The 23843-nt window shown below is 38.8% G+C and carries 18 protein-coding genes and 1 tRNA gene; 9 read left to right on the top strand and 10 right to left on the bottom strand.

The window, feature by feature from the left end; genetic code table 11:
* Positions 1 to 2: 2 nt before the first annotated feature.
* The gene (locus IQ282_RS05345; RefSeq protein ID WP_194850817.1) at positions 3 to 470 is read right to left on the bottom strand and encodes a hypothetical protein; all 468 of its coding nucleotides are present in this window, start codon (positions 468 to 470) and stop codon (positions 3 to 5) included.
* Positions 463 to 1221 carry a tRNA pseudouridine(38-40) synthase TruA gene (gene truA, locus IQ282_RS05350; RefSeq protein WP_194850818.1) on the bottom strand — a complete coding sequence of 253 codons (759 nt, stop codon included), beginning with the start codon at positions 1219 to 1221 and terminating at the stop codon, positions 463 to 465. The genes IQ282_RS05345 and truA overlap by 8 nt, the downstream gene beginning before the upstream one ends.
* 954 nt (positions 1222 to 2175) lie before the next feature.
* Here truA and IQ282_RS05355 point away from each other — a divergent pair.
* Positions 2176 to 2664, top strand: coding sequence for a metallophosphoesterase family protein (locus IQ282_RS05355; RefSeq protein ID WP_194850819.1), 489 nt, complete (start codon positions 2176 to 2178; stop codon positions 2662 to 2664).
* 199 nt (positions 2665 to 2863) lie between these two features.
* On the opposite strand, the gene IQ282_RS05360 is transcribed toward IQ282_RS05355, so the two are convergent.
* From IQ282_RS05360 to IQ282_RS05375, 4 genes are all read right to left on the bottom strand, one after another.
* On the bottom strand, positions 2864 to 3658 hold the full coding sequence (locus tag IQ282_RS05360) for an EcsC family protein (protein ID WP_194850820.1): 795 nt from the start codon (positions 3656 to 3658) through the stop codon (positions 2864 to 2866).
* Between the two features lie 393 nt (positions 3659 to 4051).
* Positions 4052 to 7057 carry a sensor histidine kinase gene (locus IQ282_RS05365; protein WP_194850821.1) on the bottom strand — a complete coding sequence of 1002 codons (3006 nt, stop codon included), beginning with the start codon at positions 7055 to 7057 and terminating at the stop codon, positions 4052 to 4054.
* A complete protein-coding gene (locus tag IQ282_RS05370; protein ID WP_194850822.1) occupies positions 7044 to 7796 on the bottom strand; it encodes a LytR/AlgR family response regulator transcription factor in 753 nt (250 codons plus the stop codon). Before IQ282_RS05370 ends, IQ282_RS05365 begins: the two co-directional genes overlap by 14 nt.
* 197 nt (positions 7797 to 7993) lie before the next feature.
* Entirely contained in the window at positions 7994 to 8404 is a 411-nt protein-coding gene (locus tag IQ282_RS05375; protein ID WP_194850823.1) for a DUF4293 domain-containing protein, read from the bottom strand.
* A 208-nt stretch (positions 8405 to 8612) separates the two neighbouring features.
* On the opposite strand from IQ282_RS05375, the gene rho reads away from it, so the two are divergent.
* Together rho and IQ282_RS05385 are read left to right on the top strand one after the other, a co-directional pair.
* Positions 8613 to 10460, top strand: coding sequence for a transcription termination factor Rho (gene rho / locus IQ282_RS05380; protein WP_194850824.1), 1848 nt, complete (start codon positions 8613 to 8615; stop codon positions 10458 to 10460).
* A gap of 183 nt (positions 10461 to 10643) precedes the next feature.
* Complete coding sequence (locus tag IQ282_RS05385; protein ID WP_194850825.1) at positions 10644 to 11237, top strand: hypothetical protein; 594 nt, start codon at positions 10644 to 10646, stop codon at positions 11235 to 11237.
* Between the two features lie 213 nt (positions 11238 to 11450).
* Here IQ282_RS05385 and rpsT read toward each other — a convergent pair whose 3' ends face one another.
* The 3 genes from rpsT to proS form a co-directional block, all read right to left on the bottom strand.
* Positions 11451 to 11702 (bottom strand): 30S ribosomal protein S20, encoded by a 252-nt coding sequence (gene rpsT / locus IQ282_RS05390; protein ID WP_194850826.1) that lies wholly within the window; start codon positions 11700 to 11702, stop codon positions 11451 to 11453.
* Positions 11703 to 11745: 43 nt separating this feature from the next.
* Positions 11746 to 11817: transfer RNA gene (locus IQ282_RS05395), tRNA-Glu, on the bottom strand.
* 78 nt (positions 11818 to 11895) lie between these two features.
* Positions 11896 to 13374, bottom strand: a complete 1479-nt coding sequence (proS, locus tag IQ282_RS05400; RefSeq protein ID WP_194850827.1) for a proline--tRNA ligase — start codon at positions 13372 to 13374, stop codon at positions 11896 to 11898.
* A gap of 107 nt (positions 13375 to 13481) precedes the next feature.
* Between proS and IQ282_RS05405 the strand changes: the two genes are divergently transcribed.
* The 6 genes from IQ282_RS05405 to lgt all read left to right on the top strand — a co-directional run bounded on the left by IQ282_RS05405 (position 13482) and on the right by lgt (position 19797).
* Positions 13482 to 14576, top strand: coding sequence for a hypothetical protein (locus IQ282_RS05405; protein ID WP_194850828.1), 1095 nt, complete (start codon positions 13482 to 13484; stop codon positions 14574 to 14576).
* A gap of 18 nt (positions 14577 to 14594) precedes the next feature.
* Positions 14595 to 16115, top strand: coding sequence for an OmpP1/FadL family transporter (locus IQ282_RS05410; protein WP_194850829.1), 1521 nt, complete (start codon positions 14595 to 14597; stop codon positions 16113 to 16115).
* A 178-nt stretch (positions 16116 to 16293) separates the two neighbouring features.
* A complete protein-coding gene (gene folE, locus IQ282_RS05415) occupies positions 16294 to 16965 on the top strand; it encodes a GTP cyclohydrolase I FolE (protein ID WP_194850830.1) in 672 nt (223 codons plus the stop codon).
* Between the two features lie 99 nt (positions 16966 to 17064).
* Positions 17065 to 18552, top strand: coding sequence for a cysteine--tRNA ligase (cysS, locus tag IQ282_RS05420; RefSeq protein ID WP_194850831.1), 1488 nt, complete (start codon positions 17065 to 17067; stop codon positions 18550 to 18552).
* Between the two features lies 1 nt (position 18553).
* Positions 18554 to 18778, top strand: coding sequence for a membrane protein insertion efficiency factor YidD (gene yidD / locus IQ282_RS05425; RefSeq protein WP_194850832.1), 225 nt, complete (start codon positions 18554 to 18556; stop codon positions 18776 to 18778).
* Positions 18779 to 18861: 83 nt separating this feature from the next.
* Complete coding sequence (gene lgt / locus IQ282_RS05430) at positions 18862 to 19797, top strand: prolipoprotein diacylglyceryl transferase (RefSeq protein ID WP_194850833.1); 936 nt, start codon at positions 18862 to 18864, stop codon at positions 19795 to 19797.
* An 862-nt stretch (positions 19798 to 20659) separates the two neighbouring features.
* Here the strand turns inward: lgt and secDF are convergent.
* Positions 20660 to 23719: a protein translocase subunit SecDF gene (gene secDF, locus IQ282_RS05435; protein WP_194850834.1), complete on the bottom strand. Its 3060-nt coding sequence runs from the start codon at positions 23717 to 23719 to the stop codon at positions 20660 to 20662.
* Between the last annotated feature and the right edge of the window lie 124 nt (positions 23720 to 23843).

Here is a 23843-nt window from a genome sequence, read left to right on the forward strand (position 1 = left end):
AATTATTTGAGCAAATGCGCGATGCTAGATCGCAATTCTTCTTCTTTTTGTGAACCGATCACGTATTCTTTTGAGTCGGTTTTTATGTGTAAACCTTTTGACCCTTTAATATTATAAACCGTTCCCATTCCCGTCCACAATCTTATTCCCCAACCACCGACAAAGCCATAGTCAATAACTTTTGCCATTTTGAGATCGCTCCAGTTCCATTCTCTCTTTAAAATTGGATAAAATTGGACGCTTATTTTTTCCCGAGTAATAATTGTCGTCAATTTCATGATATAGAACAACACGATCATACCCATAACACCGAATAAGCTACAAACAATTACGATCGTTGAAATTGTGCTAGGATATTCTACAGCAGCTGCAACGGCGGAAATTATGATAATTATAGAGGTGAAAATTATGATCAACCACAACCACCATTGCTTGAACTTTTGCGATTCCTGAAAGATGATTTCATTCATTGTTCCAAATTTCTTGAGGATACCTCACTTTAGTCAGATATAATCCCTGTGCTTGAGCACTAGCACCGGCTTCTCCTCTGTCTTTAGAGGCAATAATGCGATGCATGTCCTCAATATCTAACTTCCCGTAACCTACTTGCAATAATGTTCCCACTATCGCCCGTACCATATTCCTTAAAAAACGGTTTGCTGTGACATGAAATACTAGCTCAAAACCTTGAGTTTCAAAACGTGCCTCGCTAACATCACAAAGATAAGTCTTTACCTCTGTGTTGGTTCTGGAGAAACATTCGAAATCTTTGTATTGCAGTAGTATATCAGCAGCGGCTTGCATGCGCTCTATATCTGGAATTCTATATAATATATAACTCGATCTATTTTTAAATGGATCAGGTCTCAAGTTGAATCTGTATTCGTAAGAACGGTGTGTTGCGTGAAATCTCGCATGAGCTTTCTCTGTTACCTTCCTAATTTCAAAAACGCTTATGTCTTTTGGAAACCAGCGGTTAAGTCGGTATGTGAGTTGGATCTCGTCTATAGGTTCGTCAAAGTCAAAATGGGCAAACATTTGAGTAGCATGAACTCCGGTGTCCGTTCTTCCTGCACCCGTTACGTATATTTTAGTCCGCAACATTTTAGACAATCCCTCTTCTATAACTTCTTGTACCGTAATGCTTTGTGGCTGTCGTTGCCAGCCGTGATAAGCGGTTCCATCGTAAGCAAGTTCTATGAAGTAGCGTTGTTTTTCCATTTTGTGCAAAGGTAAATGCTTGAGTCGGAATTTGGACGAACGACTTGCTCGGTTTTTAGCAGGCTTAAAAGCTTGCTAAAGAATGATGACAGACTACTTCTTTCCTAAGAGTAGACTTTAAGTCTATCCTTAGGAAAAACTTTGTTCACTCGGGCGCTTGTCTCATTGTCCTTCAGAGATTTCTCCGGAGGAGAAAGCAAATTGTTTTGAACGTTGTAACAAAGGTGGTGTAAAACCAATAAAATCATTTGTAATGCTTGTAGCTCCTCGACTAGAATTAGGCCCAGAACAGATGATTTCACTGTGTACAGCGATGCAATCAAGAATGGTTGAAGTTCCGCAAAATCTTGTTTAAATTTAGATTCAAATTCAAGTTTACTGGAACTTCAACCTATCCGTCTTCTGATCTGCTATCGCAGAGCAGAATCCACCTTTCCGTTTTCTCGGAAAGGAGTTTTTTTACGCGGGTGCTGACCTCATTTTCCTGTCGGACATTTCTCCAGCGGAGAAAACAAGTTTTTTCGAACATTATAACAAGGGTAGTATAAAGCAAATAAGATCATTCATAATGCTTGTAACTCCTTGCCTAGAATCAGGCGAGGACAGATTGTTTTTGCTGTGTACGGCGACGCAATTGGATGTCGTTGAAGTTTTACAAATACGAATCATTTCTAGAGCCTAATTTTAAGCTCTGCGGAACTTCAACCTATCCGTCTTCTGATCTGCTATCGCAGATCCAGAATCCACCTTTCCGTTTTCCCGGAAAGGAGTTTTTGTACTTGGGTGTAATATTCTGTGGAAATATCCCAGAAGGAAAATTATCCCGGTTCAATAACAGAATAATCGGCAATTAATAATCACGTTTTGCGACAGCAACACAACAGTTGAAAATTTGGGATTTGGGATTTGGGATTTAAAGATTGTAGAATCAACCTTGCCTCCTACCTTTGCGTTATGAAAATATTGCTCTTATCAGATACCCACAGTCATTATGACGAATTCATGGAAAAATATATTCTTCAAGCAGATGAGGTTTGGCATGCTGGCGATATAGGGAATCTAGAAGTAACTGATAAAATAACGGCGCTGAAACCACTGCGCGCTGTTTACGGGAATATTGATGATGATAAAGCCAGAATGCAATATCCATTAAATAACCGCTTTGATTGCGAAGGAATGGATGTCTGGATCACGCACATAGGAGGATATCCCGGGCGATACAATCCCAACATCAGACAAGAAATAAATGCGAAGCCGCCAAACATCTTCATTTGCGGACACAGCCACATTCTTAAAGTGATGAATGACAAAAAGCTCGATTGTCTGCACATGAATCCGGGTGCAGTAGGAACACATGGATTTCATCAAAAACGCACAATGTTGCGCTTTGAGATCAATGACGGTAAAATTTCAAATTTAGAGGTTGTGGAGAAGGATCGGTAGATCAGGCCGCAGTCTCAATTTCCAGTTTCCAGTTTCCAGTTTCCAGTTTTTACCTGATGAATGATTAGATATTAATTCGGTGACTTTAAAGTTAATACGGAAAGATCCTTCTCAGAAGTTACCTGCAGTTCTCATATTCGAGTGAGCCTCCCTCTGATTTGATGGTTTTACAACTTTAGTTTAGAAACAAGTCGCGCTCTTAAATCTCGTTTCTAAGGATCTGTTTGTAGCTTTCCTGTACTAAGGTACTTCCATACGTTCGCTCCAGTCGCTTTACTATAAAATGACCTTTGGCCATATCTTGAAAGTGGTCAATGAAAACTGTATTTATAGCAGCTCCGCCCAGTGCGCCTATTGCTGGAATAGCCTGAGCGGCAACTTTCTCTGAAACCTGAATGCTAAATCGTTGAGCGATTTTTGAAATGAGATTGATTACCGCTGGCGCCGCTTCCTTGGCAGCCGCTTTACCCGTGGTAAATTGTAAGGCTTCTGAAACTGATTTGGCTAACGCGGCTCTAACAATAAGGTATCCACTTTCTGTTGCATCGTCTGAATCTTTATTTCCTCCCAGCGCAAAAACTTCTAAACAAGCGAGTTTAGTTTCCATAGCACTAATCGATTCACCTTCACTTCTAGCAACGTCTGCTATGGATCTAAGCATTATTCCAGTAGATATAGGTAGCTCTACCGCCAAGCCAGCAAAACCAAAAAATCCTCCAACGCCACCAGAAACAGCAGCACCCGTTTTATGCCACAAGTTAGAGGCTTTTCTCTTTGGGGTATCTTTCATGGTAAAAATTGCAGCATCGGCTACTTTTAATAATGCGATTTGAGTAATATCACCGATTTTTGATTGTACAGAACTAGGCAACATTTCAAGTCCTTTTTCTATAGGAGAGCCTATGAAGTTTGTAATTCTTGCTGCTATACCTGGATTTTCTAAAATAATTACAGCTTTTTTTAAATCGCTGAGGTCTCTGTTGTTTAATTCCATATAAGATTTGAAAATTAAGGTAAATGGGATGAACCAGAAGTTCTGCACTTCCCGCTGAAATATAATTAATATCTCGTTTTAAAACAAAGTTCTATAATTCGGGATGTTGGGCAACTATACATGAATGACTTGAAATATTGTTGAAGATCCTGCTCTAAAACAATTGAGCCAAGGCTTCAGATTTGTTTGCGGCTAAATAATAATTTCACATCTATTTTTGGTAGCATCTCAAATTATAACACATAAAAAAACTGGAAGCTATACTTCCAGTTTTTGTCTAATTAAGTACTCGATATCATTCCCCCAAACTTTACCGAGTCACCTTATTATATTGATTCAAACATACTCAAAGAATGAATTAGTTTTGGGAAGATTCCATAAGTGATAGTGATTTTAGGATAAGTGTTCTTGCTCTAACTCTAGTGTAACTATCGTTCCTACAGCGGTATGTGTTATCTCTAGTGCCGTTGTAGGGTTATATCCTAAAAAGGATAAGCGTTCCCTGACTAATTGTGTTCCCTTTGAAATATGACGCTTGTTTTTTTGGCTTGCGTTTCCTATCCCATTGTCTGTAACGGTGCAGCGATAGTAGAAATGATCAATGATTTTAGTTTGATCATGTTTCCTGTCAGGCTCTTCATTTGTTATTTTCGCGAAAGCGATATTTAGACGTGGCGATTCGATCCGGGAAGGAAACGCGTGCACGAATGCATTTTCTACAAAAGGCTGCAACATCATGGTAGGAATACTGGTCTGAGAAAGGGATAATTCTGGATCGATGGTAAAAGTAACATCTATACGGTCTGAAAATCTTGCGTTTTCTAGGGCACTATACTTTTTTAGGTAATCGATTTCCTCTTCTAGCGTTAAATAAGGTCGTGTAGTGTTGTTCAAATTAGCTCGCATAAGGTCAGAAAAAGTTCTTAAGTAACGCATCGCTTTTTCATTCTCGTTATTGCTAATCAAGTACTGGACGGAATTAAGTGAATTAAATACAAAATGAGGATTCATTTGTGAAAGCAACGCCTCCATTTTAACTTCCTCGTTGCGCTTAATCGCAGCCTCTTTTTCTAGGGCTCTCTTTTTTGCGCGTTTCCATTTTATATGTATATAAAACGCGATTAGACCAAAAGATATGCAAAAACACAGCACGATAAACCATAGGCTTTTATAGAACGGGATCGCAATACTGAAATCTAGAATCTGTTTATCCAGCGTCATTCCAGTAGAGGCATCTTTGACTCTGACAAACAAATTGTATTTACCCGATTCTAAAAATGGCAAACTTAAAACGGCATCTTCCAACGGAGTCCATTCCTGAGATGGGTCTAACCGATAACTGTATTTTAACTTCCCTGGGTATGGGTGTTTATTAGTTGTTAACTGTAACTCTAGTGAATTCTCATCAGAAGCTAATTTTAGTTTATCGCTTGTTTTCCAGTCTCTAGAAATACCATTTACAATAATTGAACTTACTGCAATTCCTGTAAGCCGGTTATTTTGATCAATGATATCTGCAAGCTTTAATTTATAACTGCCATTATCGCTCCCCAACATTAATAGGTTACCATCCATGAAGCCGGTGTATATCTTTTCATCAATCCCCTGTTCCCGATCTAAAAATATCTCCCGTTTGCCGTTATGTAATACAATACCTTTAGGTGTTCCTATAATGACAAAGTCCTTATAGGAATTCAAAAATGTAATTGTGCTTCCATAATCGGTATTCCTTTCCAACTTTGCAGCTGTAAAATTCTTTTTATCATCATTTAAAATGAAGACGTCACCATCCTCATTTGAAACCGCAATCTGATCCCTATTATATTTCGTAATGAATCGCAACCGGTTCTCTTTCCATAAATCACTCTCTTTGTAAGAAGTGAACTTACCTTCTTCATAAGCGTACAGCCCATAAAAAATAGAAGTCATGTAAGTTTTAGCACCTACTTGTAAGCACCCTACTACATATCGCGGGTTCTGTTGTGTTTCCTGTTGATCATAGTAGGTGTATTCTATGGGATCAACCGATTCATAAATTCTAGTACCATGAAAAAAATTAGTTTCCAGTAGCTGGTCTGACGCTGTAAAACTAAATTCTAAGGCATGCACAGGAAGATAGTTCTTCAATGTACCTGTCGTGTCAAATTGATAGATCCCTATTGACGTGTTCACCCAGAAATGACCTGCTCGATCTTTTACACTATAAAAAGCGATGTCTCGGGCGTTCGTATCGTATTCTAATTCATAAAAATGATCCTCATATTGAGGAAGATTATTTTTATATTTATTGACATACTCCACTTGCCAGGTCTTGAAATCACTAGCGGTAATCAATGTTTGGCCTATCTGTAAACCATCATTATACAAAGTCGCCGTCATTTCATTAATACGAGAAAATCCCTGGATTTTTTTGTGATTTGAGGGTAGGAACTGAAGTTTTTCATCCATTTTTATGGCAAACAATCCCTTATCTAAAGTTCCCGCATACAGTAGTCCTAGATCCTTATCAAAGGCTAGACTGGTAACCTGAGTACTTTCAATGCCGAAATCTTCATTGCGCAACTTCATCCCTGTCCCAGTAAGTTCATACAACCCGCCGTCATTTGTATAAATCCCCCAGGCAGCGCCATACATCTGATTATTAACTTTTTGGTAATCCCATATGATCGAGTTTCCCAAAGGGTTTAATTCTTTGTGCTCATCTAGATTTTCTAATTGTGATGTAGGGATTTTCTTGAAAAATTGTTTGCCACTTAAATAAATGGAGTCCTTAAAGGTTTGTGTGGCATACAAATTCTTTTCTGCTGAGATCATTTTTAAATGGAGGTCATTTTGAGTTCTCTCTATTCTGTAGATTCCGTTTGTGTAGGTAACGGCAAATACATCCTCCATTGCTATAAAACCACTTACGATGAACTTCTCATCTTTGATACTTTTCGGTTTAATAGAATTGATATTCTTAGGTTCCTTCAAATCGATAACGGCAACACCATCGCTGGTGCCTGCATACAAGATATTTTTATCGATAAAAAGTTCGGTAATTTCTTGATTCGGTAGTTTGTCGTTATTAGGATAAGCCACTAGTTGATTGTTGTAATAACTAGTAAGTCCTTTACCATAACTGCCTATCCAGATGCGTCCCGTATCATCTTGGGCTAGTGCCCAGATATTATTTTGAGTAAGGCCATCTTCCTTATAAAACGTGGTGATCTGGTTATTATATTTACGCACTAGGCCATTGTTAGTGCCTATCCACAACGCACCATCTGCAGCCATAAATAAAGTTCGCACGGTATTATTAGGCAGTATATCTCGATCTGTATAATTAGTGGATGGGAATTGTTGAGCTATGGCTACATAGCCCAACAGCCATACAAATAAGAAGTTATGCCATCTCACCCATCCTGCTTTTAAAGAATTTAAGTTTGCGCTCTGCCACTTTTAATAACTTACCGTTACATAACTTCACTTCCTTGTCTGCATTGACGAAACAATTCACCTCGTTCAAATTAACAATATAAGAGTGGTGAATCCTGCAAAAACTATTAATAGGTAAACATTCTTCAATAGCTTTCATGGAACTAGTGACGAGCTTTATCGTTTTATCTTTAAAGTGAATCTGGCAATAATTACCCGCAGACTCAACATAAATAATATCCTTAAGAATTACAACGTCAAAACCGGACACCGTGTCAAAAACAATACGCTCCTTTTCCTGTTTGCTTTCTATATACTCGGCAAAAACGTCAAATTTCTGAAGAACGGCTTTTTTATGAATCGTTGATTTTGTGAATCGGTCGATGGCTTGTTTTACTTTTTCAGGATCTAATGGTTTGAGCAGGTAATGTAAAGCGCTACAATCAAATGCTTTAATAGCATATCGATCAAATGCAGTCACAAAAATAATTTCAAAATCAATCTCTTCAAAATAGCTCATCAATTGAAAACCATCTTCTTCTGGCATTTGAATGTCTAGGAAAACAAGATCAACTTTATTGTTGCGTATTGCAAGAACGCCCTCGCTCACTGATGCACAACTATCCACCAAATGAAATTTATCATCCAGTTCCTTTTCCAGCAAACTGGCTAGGAAGGACCGAGCATTTGATTCATCATCTATTATTACAATATTTACCATGCTTTAAAAGTAGCAAAACTTTTAACAGATGTCAGAAATATAATAAATAGGATAGAATTTGAACGGATTCCGCTTTCGCGAAAGCAGACTAGCACATCCTCTCAGGGAAAGAACTTGATATCAAAAATGGACATAAAAAAAACCTGCGAGGTGGCGCCTCACAGGTTTTCACACTAATAGTACTAAGATTCTTGTGTTTAACGTAAACGATCCACAGATTTTACAAGCTGTTCATCCTTTCTTATTGCCCTGTTAGCCAGGACGAGTAAAACGATAGATAGGATAGGAATGAACATCCCAATGCCTTTCTCTGCAACCGCCGTCGCTCCAGACATCGTTAGGGCTCGTGTTACGAAAACTCCTAGTAGAATGAGATTTAACATAATATTCAAACGGTTGATGACCGTCTGTAATTTTCTATTATTATATAAAAATATGGCAAACAATGATAAAACAGTACTTGCTGCAAATGCTCCAAAATAGGCGTTGTCATCCATAGCCACTACTTCATTACCCTCGCCATCAACCCATAGGCTAACTAAAAACACGAGCCCACCACTACATGCTGCAGCAAGTATTAACCAGATGGTTTGTATTCTTTGGATCATAAGTAGAAAGCTTAATTTTTCTTTAAAGCTTGACAAAAATACATTTTACAACCAAAAAACAAAGGTTCATAAACTTTTTTTACCGTATCATTGTAACATAATAATGTTAACCACCTCTTTATAGGTTAACTAGAGGCTGATAATTTTTCTGATAAATTCCAGTCTTCAAATTACCTTAGAAAATTTACACACACTTTTCCATATTTACATGTTTCAAATAGCTGATTTAAAATCAAAGAAACTTCCTGAACTACAGGAAATTGCTCAAGGATTGAACGTCCCAAAATTTCGCACTATGCGCAAACTGGATCTGGTTTACAAGATTCTAGATTTGCAAGCAGCAAACCCAGACGTAGTTAAAAAACTGGACAGTGACACTACATCAACTCCAGATACTACAACTAAAGCGCAAGACCCGAAAGAACGCAAACCTAGACCCGCTCCCAAAAAGCGAGAGCCTAAAGCTAAAAAGCCCAACCCTCGCAATCAAAAAGATTCCAAAGAAGCGGATCCAGACCATAAAGGAGGTGATACCACTAAAAAGCCTGAGGTGAACAAACCTAACCCACGGCCTGCAAAATCTTCTGAAAGCCGCCAGGATTCTAATGATAAGCCTAAGCCACGTCACAACAATCAACGCGACAAAAAAGAATCCGACAATAAAAGTGATAAGAGCGGTACTGATAACCGCAATGATAATCGTCGGGATAGTAAGAATGATAAAGACGGTAATGATAACCGCAGCGATAATAAGCGTGATAATAAGAGCGACAAGGACGGCAACGACAATCGTAATGATAACCGTCGCAACGATAAAAATGATACGGATGGCAATGACAACCGCAATCCTCGTCAAAAAAATCAGCGCCAAAGCAATCAAAATAACGTTCCTAAAGGAAATAAAGACACCCGCAACCGCTACCGCGATCCAGAGTTTGAATTTGACGGGATCATAGAAAGTGAAGGTGTTCTAGACATGATGCCTGACGGTTATGGATTCCTGCGCAGCAGTGATTATAACTATCTAGCCTCACCAGATGATATTTACGTTTCTCAGTCTCAAGTTCGTTTATTCGGTTTAAAGACGGGAGATACTGTTTTAGGAATGGTACGTCCACCTAAAGAAGGCGAGAAATATTTCCCGCTAATCAAGATCTCACAGATCAACGGACTGGATCCTAGCGTCGTGCGCGACCGGGTTTCTTTTGAACACTTGACTCCATTGTTCCCAGATGAGAAATTTAATCTAGCAGACAGACGCTCTAGTGTTTCAACCCGTGTGATGGATCTTTTCTCTCCCATAGGTAAAGGCCAGCGTGGAATGATCGTTGCCCAGCCTAAAACGGGTAAGACGATGTTGTTGAAAGATATCGCAAATGCTATTGCAGCAAATCATCCAGAAGTTTATCAATTAATTTTATTGATCGATGAGCGTCCTGAGGAAGTTACAGACATGCAACGTCATGTTGATGGAGAGGTAATCGCTTCTACATTTGATAAAGAAGCACACGATCACGTGCGAGTGGCAAACATTGTACTTGAAAAAGCAAAACGTATGGTAGAATGTGGTCACGATGTCGTGATCCTGCTCGATTCCATTACCCGTCTTGCGAGAGCTTACAACACTGTGCAGCCCGCAAGTGGTAAAGTGTTGTCAGGTGGTGTGGATGCAAATGCATTACACAAGCCTAAACGTTTCTTTGGAGCTGCCCGTAACATTGAAGGTGGTGGATCGCTTACCATTATAGCAACCGCATTGACAGAAACCGGATCTAAAATGGACGAGGTGATTTTTGAGGAATTCAAGGGAACCGGTAACATGGAACTGCAACTGGATCGCAATATTTCCAACCGTCGCATCTTCCCAGCCATTGACCTTACTTCTTCTTCTACCCGTCGTGATGACTTGTTATTAGATAAAGAAACGGTACAACGCATGTGGATCTTAAGAAAGCACCTGGCAGATATGAATCCCGTGGAGGCCATGGAATTTATGTCCCAGCGCATCAAGCAAACTCGTAATAATGAGGAGTTTCTAGCCACCATGAACGGTTAATTAGACCCTTTGATAAATCACTAAGCCTCGCACCTGTTGTGGGGCTTTTTTTATAACGCTTTCGCGAAAGCGGAAACATATCAAATTTTCTACCTACTCACATAATCTGAACTCATTTTATGCGTTGTTCAAAGAACTAATCAGTACAAACCCTAATCCTCACCCTAGTAAAACTGAACTATCATGAAAAAAATAGTCCTCGCTGGCCTGCTCATAAGCGCGCTGGGATATTCACAAGAAAATTCAACACCTGAGTCTTCAAACCGAATTAATACCGAATTTGAAAGCATTATTGAAAATTCCAATAACTTCAAGGAGTATAAGGTCGTTAAAGAAAGCGATCTAAGAAAATTAAAGTCTAATACGGAAGCGTATATAAAAGAGCTGGACCAGCGCATCACAGAGTTAGAAAACAGTGTTGCAGATGAACGGGAAGCACAACGTCCTTTACAACAGCAATTGAGTGCTGCAAATGCTAATGTGGAACAGCTTAATAATGAAAAGGATTCCGTTTCACTTCTAGGTATCCAGCTCAACAAATCTCTATATCATATTATAGTTTGGTCAATTGTAGCTGTACTTGCCATTGTTCTTATCGTTGTCTATATGCAGTTTAAAAGAAGCCACGCTGTCACAAGTCATGCTAAATCAGAACTGTCCATTGTAGAAGCAGAACTTGAGGAGCTTAGAAGTAAGTCTATAGAAGAAAAGCAACGCTTAGGAAGACAATTGCAGGATGAGCGCAATAAACTATCCAGACTAAAAACACCTAATTAAATAAGAGCAGGATGCTATTAAGTAGCCTTATTTACCCTTGCGATAAAGCCATCTCCCCAACATAATGTTGTGGAGATGGCTTTCTAATTAACGATATAAAAAGTATAAATATATTTTAAAAGTGAGGATGCTGATAAAGCTTCATCCCTAGGTTTTCCAAATGCAAAAAAGCCTCTCGTTGGAGAGGCTTTTGAAATAAAATATTCTAAAGTCTTAGATGGAAGCTACATGCTTTGCCAACTGAGATTTCAAGTTACTCGCCTTATTCCAGTGAATAACGTTTTTCTTTGCAAGCTTATCGATCATTGAAGTAAGTTCAACGAACAACTTTTCAGCCGTAGTCTTATCTTCCGTCTCCTTCAACTTCTTTATAGCGTTACGCGTAGTCTTGTGCTGGTACTTGTTACGTACTCTAGCTGCTTCATTTCTACGAATTCTCTTTAAAGCACTTTTGTGATTTGCCATATCTTTTTACACTAGGTTTCAAATGAAACCGATTAAGTTATTGTAGCCCGTAGGGGAGTCGAACCCCTCTTACATGGATGAAAACCATGCGTCCTAGCCGATAGACGAACGGGCCATATGTTTTGCTCGTTTAGCGGATGCAAAAATAAACACTTTTTTTAATCCTGCAAACGTCTGTGACAAAATTATTCAATTAATATGCTTTTGCAAATAAAACTCTTTGGCTGGATTCTGCACCTGTCAAGATACATTTTCCAACTTCCATGTTGTTTTCCATTGGAATACAACGAATTGTAGCTTTAGTCATCTCCTTGATCTTGTCTTCTGTCTCTGAAGTACCATCCCAATGAGCGGACAAAAATCCTCCTTTATTTTTTAAAACTTTTTTGAATTCGTCAAAAGAATCGACTTCTGTGATATGTTCATCTCTATAATTCCTGGCCTTATCAAACAATGATTGCTGGATTTCTTCCAATAAATCTTTAATGTGCTGCTCTAACCCCTCTAAGGCAACTGACTCTTTGGTCAGTGTATCTCTACGAGCCAGTTCTACAGTACCATTTGCAAGATCCCTAGCTCCTATTGCAATCCGTAACGGAACGCCTTGTAGTTCATGCTGTGCAAATTTAGCTCCTGGTCTGTAGGTATCTCGGTCATCATATTTCACAGTCACACCTAAATGTCTTAAACTCTTCATGATTTCTTTGACAGTTCCAGAAAGCTCTTCTAATTGATCCTCACCTTTATAAATAGGGACAATGATCACCTGGTTAGGTGCTAAATTAGGTGGCAATACCAATCCTTGATCATCACTATGAGTCATAATGAGCGCACCCATTAATCTTGTTGAAACCCCCCACGAGGTAGCCCATACATATTCTTGAGTCCCTTCCTTTGTAGCAAATTTTACATCAAAAGCTTTGGCGAAATTCTGACCTAAAAAGTGACTGGTTCCCGCTTGAAGAGCTTTACCATCCTGCATTAAAGCCTCAATACAATAGGTTTCGTCTGCTCCCGCAAAACGTTCGCTTTCAGTTTTGGTTCCTTTTATTACCGGTATAGCCATAAAGTTTTCTGCAAACTCTGCATATACGTTATTCATCAACTCAGCTTCTGTTATTGCTTCAGCTTTGGTAGCGTGGGCCGTATGGCCTTCTTGCCATAAAAACTCAGCCGTTCTTAAAAACAAACGCGTTCTCATTTCCCATCTTACTACGTTTGCCCACTGATTGATTAATAGTGGAAGGTCTCGATACGACTGGATCCAACCCTTGTAAGTACTCCAGATAATTGCCTCACTAGTTGGACGAACAACTAATTCCTCTTCTAATTTTGCTTCTGGATCTACTCTTAATTTTCCGGGATTGTCTGGATCATTTTGTAAACGGTAGTGAGTTACAACGGCACATTCCTTTGCAAATCCTTCTGCATTCTTTTCCTCTGCTTCAAAAAGACTTTTTGGAACAAAAAGTGGAAAATAAGCATTTTGATGACCGGTTTCTTTAAACATTCGATCCAGCTCTGCCTGCATTTTTTCCCAGATTGCATATCCATATGGTTTGATCACCATGCAGCCACGAACGGCACTATTTTGGGCTAGGTCTGCTTTGACTACCAATTCATTATACCATTTTGAATAGTCCTCTGATCTACTTGTTAGGTTTTTGCTCATATATAGGATTTGGCACAAAACTTGCACCTCAATTAGTGTTCTGTTAAAAGCTTTAAGCTCTAGGCAAAACTACTTATTTTTATCAACTACGTTCTAAAATACACATCATGAAAAACAATATACTTAAAGGGATGACAATTCCCAGGATTTTATGTCTTACCCTGTTTACGGGAATTTTTGTTGCTTGTGGATCATATTCAGATGTTTCATATAGTGACGGGATCTATGGTAGTGATAATAATCGCAGCGATTATGAAGTAGAACCACAACCACAAACCTATCAACAAAACACTTCTGGCTATTACGAGCAGATGTTTGCTGAGGAGCTTGACAGAACAGGTGTTCAACAGGCAGACGATGCTGTTTTTACAGATGTTGATGGTTATAGACAAGACGATTACAACGAAAGCTCCATTGATTATGCTGCAGACTATCGTGGCGAACCAGCATGGGGGACCAATCCTTCAGAGGTGACTATTAATTTCTACGACACTGGTTACGCCTATGGCGGCTTCGGTTACGGAAACTTCGGTTATGGAAATTTCGCTTATGGAGGATTTCCAGGATTTAATAATTATTTTGGGTCTGTAGGTGGTTTCAGTAATTTTGGTTTTAATGGTACTTTTGGTCTTGGTGGTTTTCATTACAATAATAGATGGAGAGATCCTGCCTTTGGCTACGGTCCCAATCTTTATTTTGGAGGGTTTGCTTTCAGACATTGGTATGGTAACTATTACGGTTCTTTCTACAATAATTATTATGGAAACAATCGTTATGGGAACGGTTACTACAACAATAATGTAGCTTACAATAATGGATATAGAACCTCAATAAGAAACAATAATAGGGAAACCAATTATAGATCAAATTCACGGAATGCGATTGATTCCTCCACTCGCGGTAGAGCAGTTTCTGCAACAAATGGAAGACCTTCATCAGATTACTCTACAACAAGAAGAACAGCAGTTCGCAGTTCTAATTCAAGATCAACAGCGAGACGAACAACGATCACTAGAACTTCAGACCCTAGATATAGCCCTACAAGAAGCTCATCTTCTTCTAGAAGCTCAAGAAGTTCTTCAAGATCATCTCAAGGTTCCGTCACCCCTAGAAGTAGCTCTAGCGGTAGGTCTTCCGGTTCAGGTCGTTCTTCTGGAGGAGGAAGATCTTCAGGCGGTGGTAGATCAGGTGGAAGAGGATAATTTAATAATCGTTAACAAATGAAAAATATATTTATAACAAGCGCACTTTTGATAGGTGCGTTTTTTTGTGAAGCACAAACGGTAACCGATGGCCTTTTATATGGTCAACAAGATAATCTATACGGTACAGCAAGATACCGGGCACTTAGCGGAGCCTTCGGCGCGTTAGGTGGAGATTTATCAGCTGTAGGAAAAAATCCGGCTGGATCTGTTATTTTTAATAATAATTACGCCAGTTTTACCTTAGCTAATAGTAATAGAAACAATGATTCTAATTACTTCGGAACGCTTTCAGGTTCAGATTCTTCTGATTTTGATATCAATCAAGCAGGTGGTGTTCTGGTTTTTACTACGAATGCAGAGAGCCCTTTAACTAAATTCTCCTTAGGTTTCAATTATGATGCTACTAGATCGTACGACGATAATGTTTATCTAACGGGAACATCTAACACCTCTATATCACAATATTTTTTAAATAATGCTAGAGGCTTTACTCTTGATAACTTTGAAACTAGAGATGGAGAATCAGTGGCAGACTTGTATCAGTTCTTAGGAGAAGATATAGGCTTTGACGCTCAACAAGGACTGTTAGGTTTTCAAGGATTTATAATTGATCCAGTAGCACCAGGTGATGCCTCAAATACACAATACGTTTCAAGCACCGGTACTGGTTCATTTAATCAGGGATATGAGGTCATTAGCTCTGGAACTCAAGGAAAATTCTCTTTCAATATTGCGGGTGAGTTTTATGAACGATTGAGTGTAGGTTTAAATCTTAACTCCCATTTTATCGATTATACACGATTTACTGGATTTAGAGAGTTGAACTCTAATGCTGATGCTACAACAACAGACGTGCAATTCAATAATCGATTAGAAACTACCGGTAATGGATTTTCCTTTCAAGTAGGTGCTATTGGAAAAATAACCGAGGCTTTGAGAATAGGTGCCACCTATGAATCCCCTACTTGGTATGATATTGAGGAAACTTTGATTCAAGAAGTTTTTACCACACAGCAGACTGGTAATCAAGAAACATTCAAAGATGTAGTTCCTAATGTTTTAAACATTTATGCTCCTTATGATTTGAAATCTCCAGGAAGTGTCACAGGAAGTATTGCTTATATTTTTGGAAATAAAGGATTATTAAGTGTGGATTACAGTTCCCGTGATTATGCCAGTCTCAAATTTAGTCCAGAGAACAACAGCACCTTTGCATCTAATAATGATCAGATTGCTAACCAGCTTGAACGTGCGGGAACCTTGCGAATAGGTGGAGAATATCGCATCGATAAATTTACATTGAGAGCAGGGTATCGTATGGTGGAATCTCCTTATGAAGATAAAAGTCTTATGGATGATCTAAATGGATATAGTGCAGGACTAGGTTATTCATGGGGCAGCACAACACTAGACTTATCTTACGATTACTCAAAAAGAGAATACAGTCAACAACTATTCAGCACAGGACTGACTAATAGAAGTTTAATCAACAACGAGAATAATAATATTGTTCTAACCCTAGGGTTTAATTTGTAGATCTATTTTTACACTAATAGTAGTAAATCTAAAAATATCAGTTGCATAAAAAAGCACCTCTTTGAGGTGCTTTTTTATACGACAGATTTACTGATCTATTACATGAATCCAATGCCAATAAGCTACTAAGTTGTAAATTTGCACCCTATTAATTGAATGCCTAAAAAGGCTTGTATTTATGAAAGTTGAAGATTTTTTAGATAATATAGAAGACCAGGATCATTTGTCTGCAAACGAGCAAACCCCATTACGGCCTGACGCCTTTGAGCTAAGTGATGCAGATAAGATAGAGTCCATCAAAAAGAGTATGTATGACATCTTACATACCCTAGGAATGGATATGACAGATGATAGTTTGAAAGGAACGCCTAACCGTGTTGCCAAAATGTTTGTTAATGAGATTTTCGGTGGATTGAAACCTGAGGCTAAACCCAGTGCTTCCACCTTTGAAAACAAGTATAAGTATAACGAGATGCTGGTTGAGAAAAACATCGTCGTCTACTCCACTTGCGAGCACCATTTACTACCTATCGTAGGACGCGCTCATGTTGCTTATATTTCAAATGGAAATGTTGTAGGGCTCTCAAAAATCAACCGGATTGTAGATTATTATGCAAAGCGTCCTCAAGTTCAGGAACGTTTGAACATTCAGATTGTTCGTGAATTGCAAAAGGTGATGAATACAGAAGACGTGGCCTGCGTTATCGATGCAAAACACTTGTGTGTCAACAGTCGTGGCATACGCGATATTGACAGCAGTACAGTTACTGGAGAATTCGGCGGGAAATTTAAGGATCCTCAGGTAAAATCTGAATTCCTGGATTACATAAAGCTGGAAACCAAATTCTAATTTTGGATTAATTCCAGTGCTGCTGTGACAAGTTCGCTTTCGCGAAAGCGAACTTAATTTTAGTACAGGAATTGCCATTAAATAATTTACCCAAAACAGATGCCTTTATATCAAGATGAAAAACTGAGACTTTACAATTCCATAGCTGGTGAAAAGCAGGTTTTCAAACCTATTCACGAGGGTCAAATAGGAATGTATGTTTGTGGACCTACGGTTTACAGCAACGTTCATTTAGGGAATTGCCGCACGTTCATCAGTTTTGATATGATCTACCGGTATTTGACACATTTGGGATACAAAGTACGTTATGTGCGCAACATCACTGATGCCGGTCACTTAACTGATGATGCGGATGAAGGTGAGGATAAAATCTCCAAAAAGGCCCGACTTGAAAAGCTCGAGCCCATGGAAGTTGTCCAGCAATACACGCTCGACTTTCACAACGTGATGCAGCGTTTCAATACCATCCCGCCTAGTATTGAACCTACAGCCACCGGCCACATCGTTGAGCAAATTGAGATCATCAAAACGATTATTGAAAAAGGATATGCTTATCAAATCAATGGATCTGTTTATTTTGACGTGTTGAAATTCAATAAAGACCATCAATATGGGAAGTTGAGCGGTCGCAATATTGAGGATATGATTACCAGCACTCGCGAGCTGGAGTCGCAGAGCGAGAAACAGAGTCCGCAGGATTTTGCTTTGTGGAAAAAAGCATCACCAGCGCATATCATGAGATGGCCTAGCCCATGGGGAGACGGTTTTCCAGGATGGCATCTTGAATGTACCGTAATGAGTTCAAAGTACCTGGGCGAGACTTTTGATATTCACGGTGGCGGCATGGATTTAAAATTCCCACATCATGAGTGTGAAATCGCGCAAGGTGAGGCAGCTCACGGTCACAGTCCTGTCAATTACTGGCTGCATGCAAACATGCTCACGCTGGAAGGAAAAAAAATGTCAAAATCTACAGGAAACTCTATCTTACCTCAAGAGCTTTTTAGTGGCGATAACGACTTTATGGAAAAGGCGTTTTCACCATCCATCGTGCGTTTCTTTATGATGCAAGCGCAGTATAGATCTGTTTTAGATTTTAGTAATGATGCGATACTCGCAGCAGAGAAAGGTTTGACCCGATTGCGCGATGCCATTGCCTTGCTGGATCAATTGCAAGTGAGTTCAAAATCTAGTGTAGATATCAAAGCATGGTCTGATAAAGCTTATGCCGCAATGAACGATGATTTCAATACACCTATCCTGATCGCAGAACTATTTGAAGGTGCTAAAATCATTCATTCTATCAATGAAGAAAAAGAAACCATCAGTCAAAAAGATCTTGATTATTTTGAAACAACGATCAAAGCCTTTTTGTACGATGTACTGGGAATTAAAAATTCTGATGCAGTTGAAGATGTAAAGGGAACACAACACATTGATGCCGCTATGAAATTGATCATTGATTTAAGGGCTACTGCTCGTGCAAGAAAAGATTTTGATACTAGCGATAAAATAAGAGATGAATTGCAAGCTGCGGGAATTCAATTAAAAGATAGCTCTGAAGGTACAACGTATACCACAATCTAAAATGAATACGTCTTGGGCTGCATACCCATTAATCTGGCTAGTTCAATTCTATAGATATGCCATATCGCCATTCACACCCGCAACTTGCAGGTATAGCCCTACATGTTCTCAATATACTCTTGAAGCATTGCAAAAGTACGGGTTTTTTAAGGGAAGCTGGTTAGGGATAAAACGCATCGTCAGTTGTCATCCATGGGGAGGAAAAGGATATGATCCAGTCCCGTAACGTTTGAAAAAATACCAAGACCAACAACCATAACACCATCGCTGATTTAAATGCTAATTTAGCCAACTGAATAAACAACCTACATGTTACCACTTAAAGTCATTTGGAACCCGCTCGAAGGAATTGAATTAGGGTTTTTTACCTTACATTTTTATAGTCTTTCCTATGTAATTGCTTTCGTTTTAGGATGGTACATTATAAAGCCCATTTTTAAAAAGGATGGTATCCACCTTGATAAACTAGACCCTTTATTTATGTACACCGTTGTGGGATGTCTTGCAGGTGCACGATTAGGTCATTATTTATTTTACGAACCAGAAACATTTATTACAGATCCCCTACACGTATTCCTTCCATTTAGAATCAGCCCATTTGAATGGACAGGTTTTGCGGGTATGGCGAGTCATGGTGCTGCAATAGGAATTATGATTGCCATGTATTTCTATAGTAAAAAGCACTTGAAGAAACACATGTTTTATATTCTGGATAGGATTGTGATTCCTACTGCTATAGGTGGCGCGTTTGTTCGTCTGGGCAACTTGATGAACAGTGAGATCGTTGGTAAGATTACAAACGTGGACTGGGCGTTTAAATTTGTGCGTGACACGTCAGATCCTGCAGTTAGGGATGCCTTGTATTCTACTGGAATAAGAGATACAGACAAGGCAATAGATGCTGTGGTGAGTGACCCTCAATTTGCGAGTCTATTAGATTCCATTCCTTGGCGTCACCCTTCTCAGATTTATGAAGCTTTAGGTTACACCTGTCTTTTTGTGATCTTGATGTTGGTCTATTGGAAAACGGATAAGAAGCAAAAAGTGGGTTACATACTTGGCCTATTCTTTGTTTTGTTGTTCGTTATAAGATTCTTTGTGGAGTTTGTGAAGATTAAACAAGTTGAAGGTGGAGAGAATTTCATTTTTGGTTTGAATACGGGTCAGATGTTGAGTATTCCTTTTATAATTTTAGGGTTAGTTCTCATGTTTAGACCGGAAAGCTGGTTGAAACGGGAAGTTTAGATTGTAAGGCTATTGAAGGAATTTAGAGAGTTGCACTGCTCACACCATCCAGCCTCATCTTTATCTAATAATGACTCAAAACATTTAGTGCTTATATTCTCACAAGATTAATTCCTAGATCGCTTTAGAAATTGGTATTGAAATTTGCTACATAACATACGCAGCGAACCATTCATGCTCTTGCGCGTGGGTTTTTGACTCATAGTTTCCTTATATTATTCTTATACAATAGTTTGACGCTTCAACCAGCAGTGGCTTTAATACGGTTTAAAGTCAAAAGGTTATTTGTTCGATCAAGTTTATTCCATTTTAGGTATCGTCAATAATAAACAAAGCCAAAATAATGACCATAGAAGTCCAAACGCGTTTATGATCAATAGTTCAACCTTACTATTAAATTGTTTCTTGAAAGTCAGTCCGGCAGGTACAAGAAGCAGATTTATTGAAAGTGAAATAGGTAATATGAGGGGTACATTCTCAAAAGCATCATCTAACGATTTGATAGTAATATAACTAAATAGCAAAAAGTAGATATTAGTCAAGATTAAAAGTATCGATATTGTCCGGTTAGCTGTTTTCATTTTGTGTTTGCCTACTATAATTGGCTCTCCCTACTATCACTGCTCATTTTATGGATGCATTGAAATCTATTAACCATGCTCAACTTCAATCGCGAGGACTTCCTTCTGACTTTCTTCAAGAAGGCCTATTGAAACTGTCATAAACTCCCGCAAACCTAATAGTTAATTCACTTTTGCGAAAGCGGAACACACAATTTATTTCACTTTTTAATTAGAATTCATGCATAAAAAAACGCCTGAGTATTAACTCAGGCGTTTCTGTATTTAAGATCTAGATCACACTAATCCACTTCCTTTTCTGGAATCGATTTGCGTGGTCTTGCTTTTGTCTTTCTCAAAGTATCATACATGATTGGCGTTGCAATGAATACTGATGAGTAAGTTCCTACTACAACTCCTATGATCAATGCAAACATAAATCCTCGAATAGATTCTCCACCGAATGTAAATATCGCAAGCAATACGATCAACGTAGTAAGCGACGTATTCAATGTACGAGAGATTGTGCTGTTGATGGCACCGTTAACCGTGCGAGCGAAATCCCAGTTGGTTTTCTCTGCAATGAACTCTCTGATTCTATCAAATACAACTACCGTATCATTCAGGGAATAACCAATTACCGTCAGGATCGCTGCAATAAACGCTTGGTCAATTTCCATATTGAAAGGTAAGAATCGATAACATGCTGAGAAAATACCTAGTAAGATAATAACATCATGGAATACCGCAAGTACAGCACCTAATGAGAATTGCCATCTGCGGAATCGTATCAATATATAAAGGAACACAACGATCAACGATCCGAAAATCGCATATAGAGATCCTGTTAAAATATCATCTGCAATGGTAGGACCTACCTGGAAATTAGACATAATACCATATTCCTTGCCTTCCACACTCACATCACCGAATTCTAGCTGGGTCATGTCTGCAGGAAGATATTCTTTCAATGAATTATAAAGTTTACCTTCAATATCTGCACTGGCCTCACTATCATCCATTTCAATACCGTACTTGGTACTGATGGCAAGTTGATTGTCTGCACCGTAAGTTTTCACTTCTGCACTTCCGAAAACTGCATCATCGCTCAATACGCTGGCAACCTCGGTCGCATTCATGTCTTGTTCAAAACGAACTGTGTACTTACGTCCACCTGTGAAATCAATACCTAAGTTCAATTGGAACGTAGCTAATGATATTAAACTGGCAACAATTAAAACACCGGATAAAATGTACGCACCTTTTCTTTTCTTAAGAAAATCAATATTCACATTAGTAAACCAGTTCTTAGTAATTGCAGTGGTGAAATCAATGAACTTACCTTTTTTACCGTAACGGTCGATGAACAATCTAGTAATGAAAATCGCTGTAAATAACGATGTTAAAATACCGATCATCAATGTAGTTGCAAAACCTTGAATAGGTCCTGTTCCAAAAATGTAAAGGATCGCAGCGGTTAAGAATGTTGTGATATTCGCATCAAGGATGGAACTCAAAGCATTGTTGAAACCATCTTTAATACTATCAGCTTGGGATTTTCCTTTGGCCAGTTCTTCCTTGATCCTCTCAAAGATCAGAACGTTTGCATCTACAGAAATACCTATGGTCAATACAATACCCGCAATTCCAGGTAAGGTCAAAACCGCCCCAAAGGACGCCAGCGCACCGAATATGAATAAAATATTTACTAGCAAGGCAACGTCAGCATATAAACCGGCGCGTCCGTAATAGAAAAACATCCATACTAGTACTAGTAATAACGCAATTGCAAAAGACCAAAGTCCAGCAGTAATTGCTTCTTGACCTAAGGATGGCCCGATCACTTCGCTTTGAATGATTTCTGCTTTTGCAGGTAATTTTCCGGCTTTAAGTACCGTAGCAAGATCTTCTGCATCGGCAACGGTAAAGTTACCAGAGATCTGACTATTTCCACCAGTAATAGGACCGTCATTAATTCCAGGAGCACTGTATACCGTATTGTCTAATACAACGGCAACTTGAGTTTGATTTTGGAAAGCTTCTGTAGTCATCTGTTCCCAGATTTTGGACCCTTCAGAATTCATGGACATACTCACGATAACATTATTATTAATGCCGTAATCTTGTTTTGCATTAGTGATAACACCTCCAGAAAGAGGGGCTTCATCCTGTGCATTTGCACGCAATGCATAAAGGTCAATTAACTCGTAACCTAATTCATTATTCAATTCTGGACGTCCCCATGCAAATTTCAGAAAGCGTTGTTCAGGATTTAGTTTCCCACGTGCTTGCTTATCATTCAAATACTTTTGAATCAATTCTTGATCACTGGCTCTAAACGTAGCAATGATCGGACCTGTACCATTTCCTGGAGCAAGTACTCTGGAAAGTATGGGGTTTTTATCAAGTTGGTCCTGATCTGCAACTGCTACATCCTCAACTTCATTAGAATTATTATTCAATAAATCTTCCAGGGTGTTGTCATTCTGTTGAACGGCAACTGCTGTGTCCACCGCAACGGTAGTAGAATCTATATCAGCAGGATTTTTCTCGTTTGCGATTTTTTCTGCCCAATAGGTATCCGCAGCCATTAGATAAGGCGCTACATCACTAGCTTTATATACATGCCAAAACTCCAAAAGTGCCGTTCCAACAAGTAATTGTTTTACTCGTTTCACGTCTTTCTCTCCTGGCATCTCGATCAAAATTCTTCCAGAACTTCCTAGTTGTTGAATGTTAGGCTGTGTTGTACCAAACTTATCAATCCGCTTTCTCAATACGTCAAAAGCACTAACCATATAAGATTGAAGCTCTTCTCTTAAAACAGGAGCAACATCGCTATTAGACATATCAAAGTTGATACGTCCTTCCATTTCTTGATTTGCAAAAATGTCTGGGGAAGCAAGTTGTGCTCCATCAATTGCCTCAAACTCTTCAATGAAGTAGTCAAAGTAATCTTGTTGACCGTCCTTGATGCGCTCATCTGCACGATCCAGTGCCGTACGGAAATCTCCATCAGTAGATCCATCTGCCATACCTACTAATAGGTCGCGTATGGAAATTTGAAGAATCACATTAATACCACCTTTAAGGTCAAGACCTTTTTTGAGTTCATTATCCTTAGCGCTTGCATAGGTTGTGTAACCACCCCAAATGTCCTTATTTGACACAGAATCCAGATATCTTTTTCTGGTTTCTTCAATCAGTGTTGGTGCATTTGGAGCATCTTTATCTACCATGCTTATAGCATAAGCTTCCGCATCATTCTCAACACTATTGGTAATGATCGTGTAAGTAAGTTGGTAGATACAAACTGCTGCAAAAATGATCGCGAAGAATCTGATCAGTCCTTTATTTTGCATTCTCTAAATCTTTAATTGTTGTTAAAATTTGAAGGAGCAAATATAGGCTTTCGAGTTTCTACTGGCAATTAAAATTACTTTCGCAACCCTACTGTAATTCAGCCGGTTAATAATTTATTTTAAT

Origin of the sequence: Nonlabens antarcticus, assembly GCF_015356755.1 — a bacterium.
In the GTDB taxonomy this organism is placed as follows: Bacteria; Bacteroidota; Bacteroidia; order Flavobacteriales; family Flavobacteriaceae; genus Nonlabens; species Nonlabens antarcticus.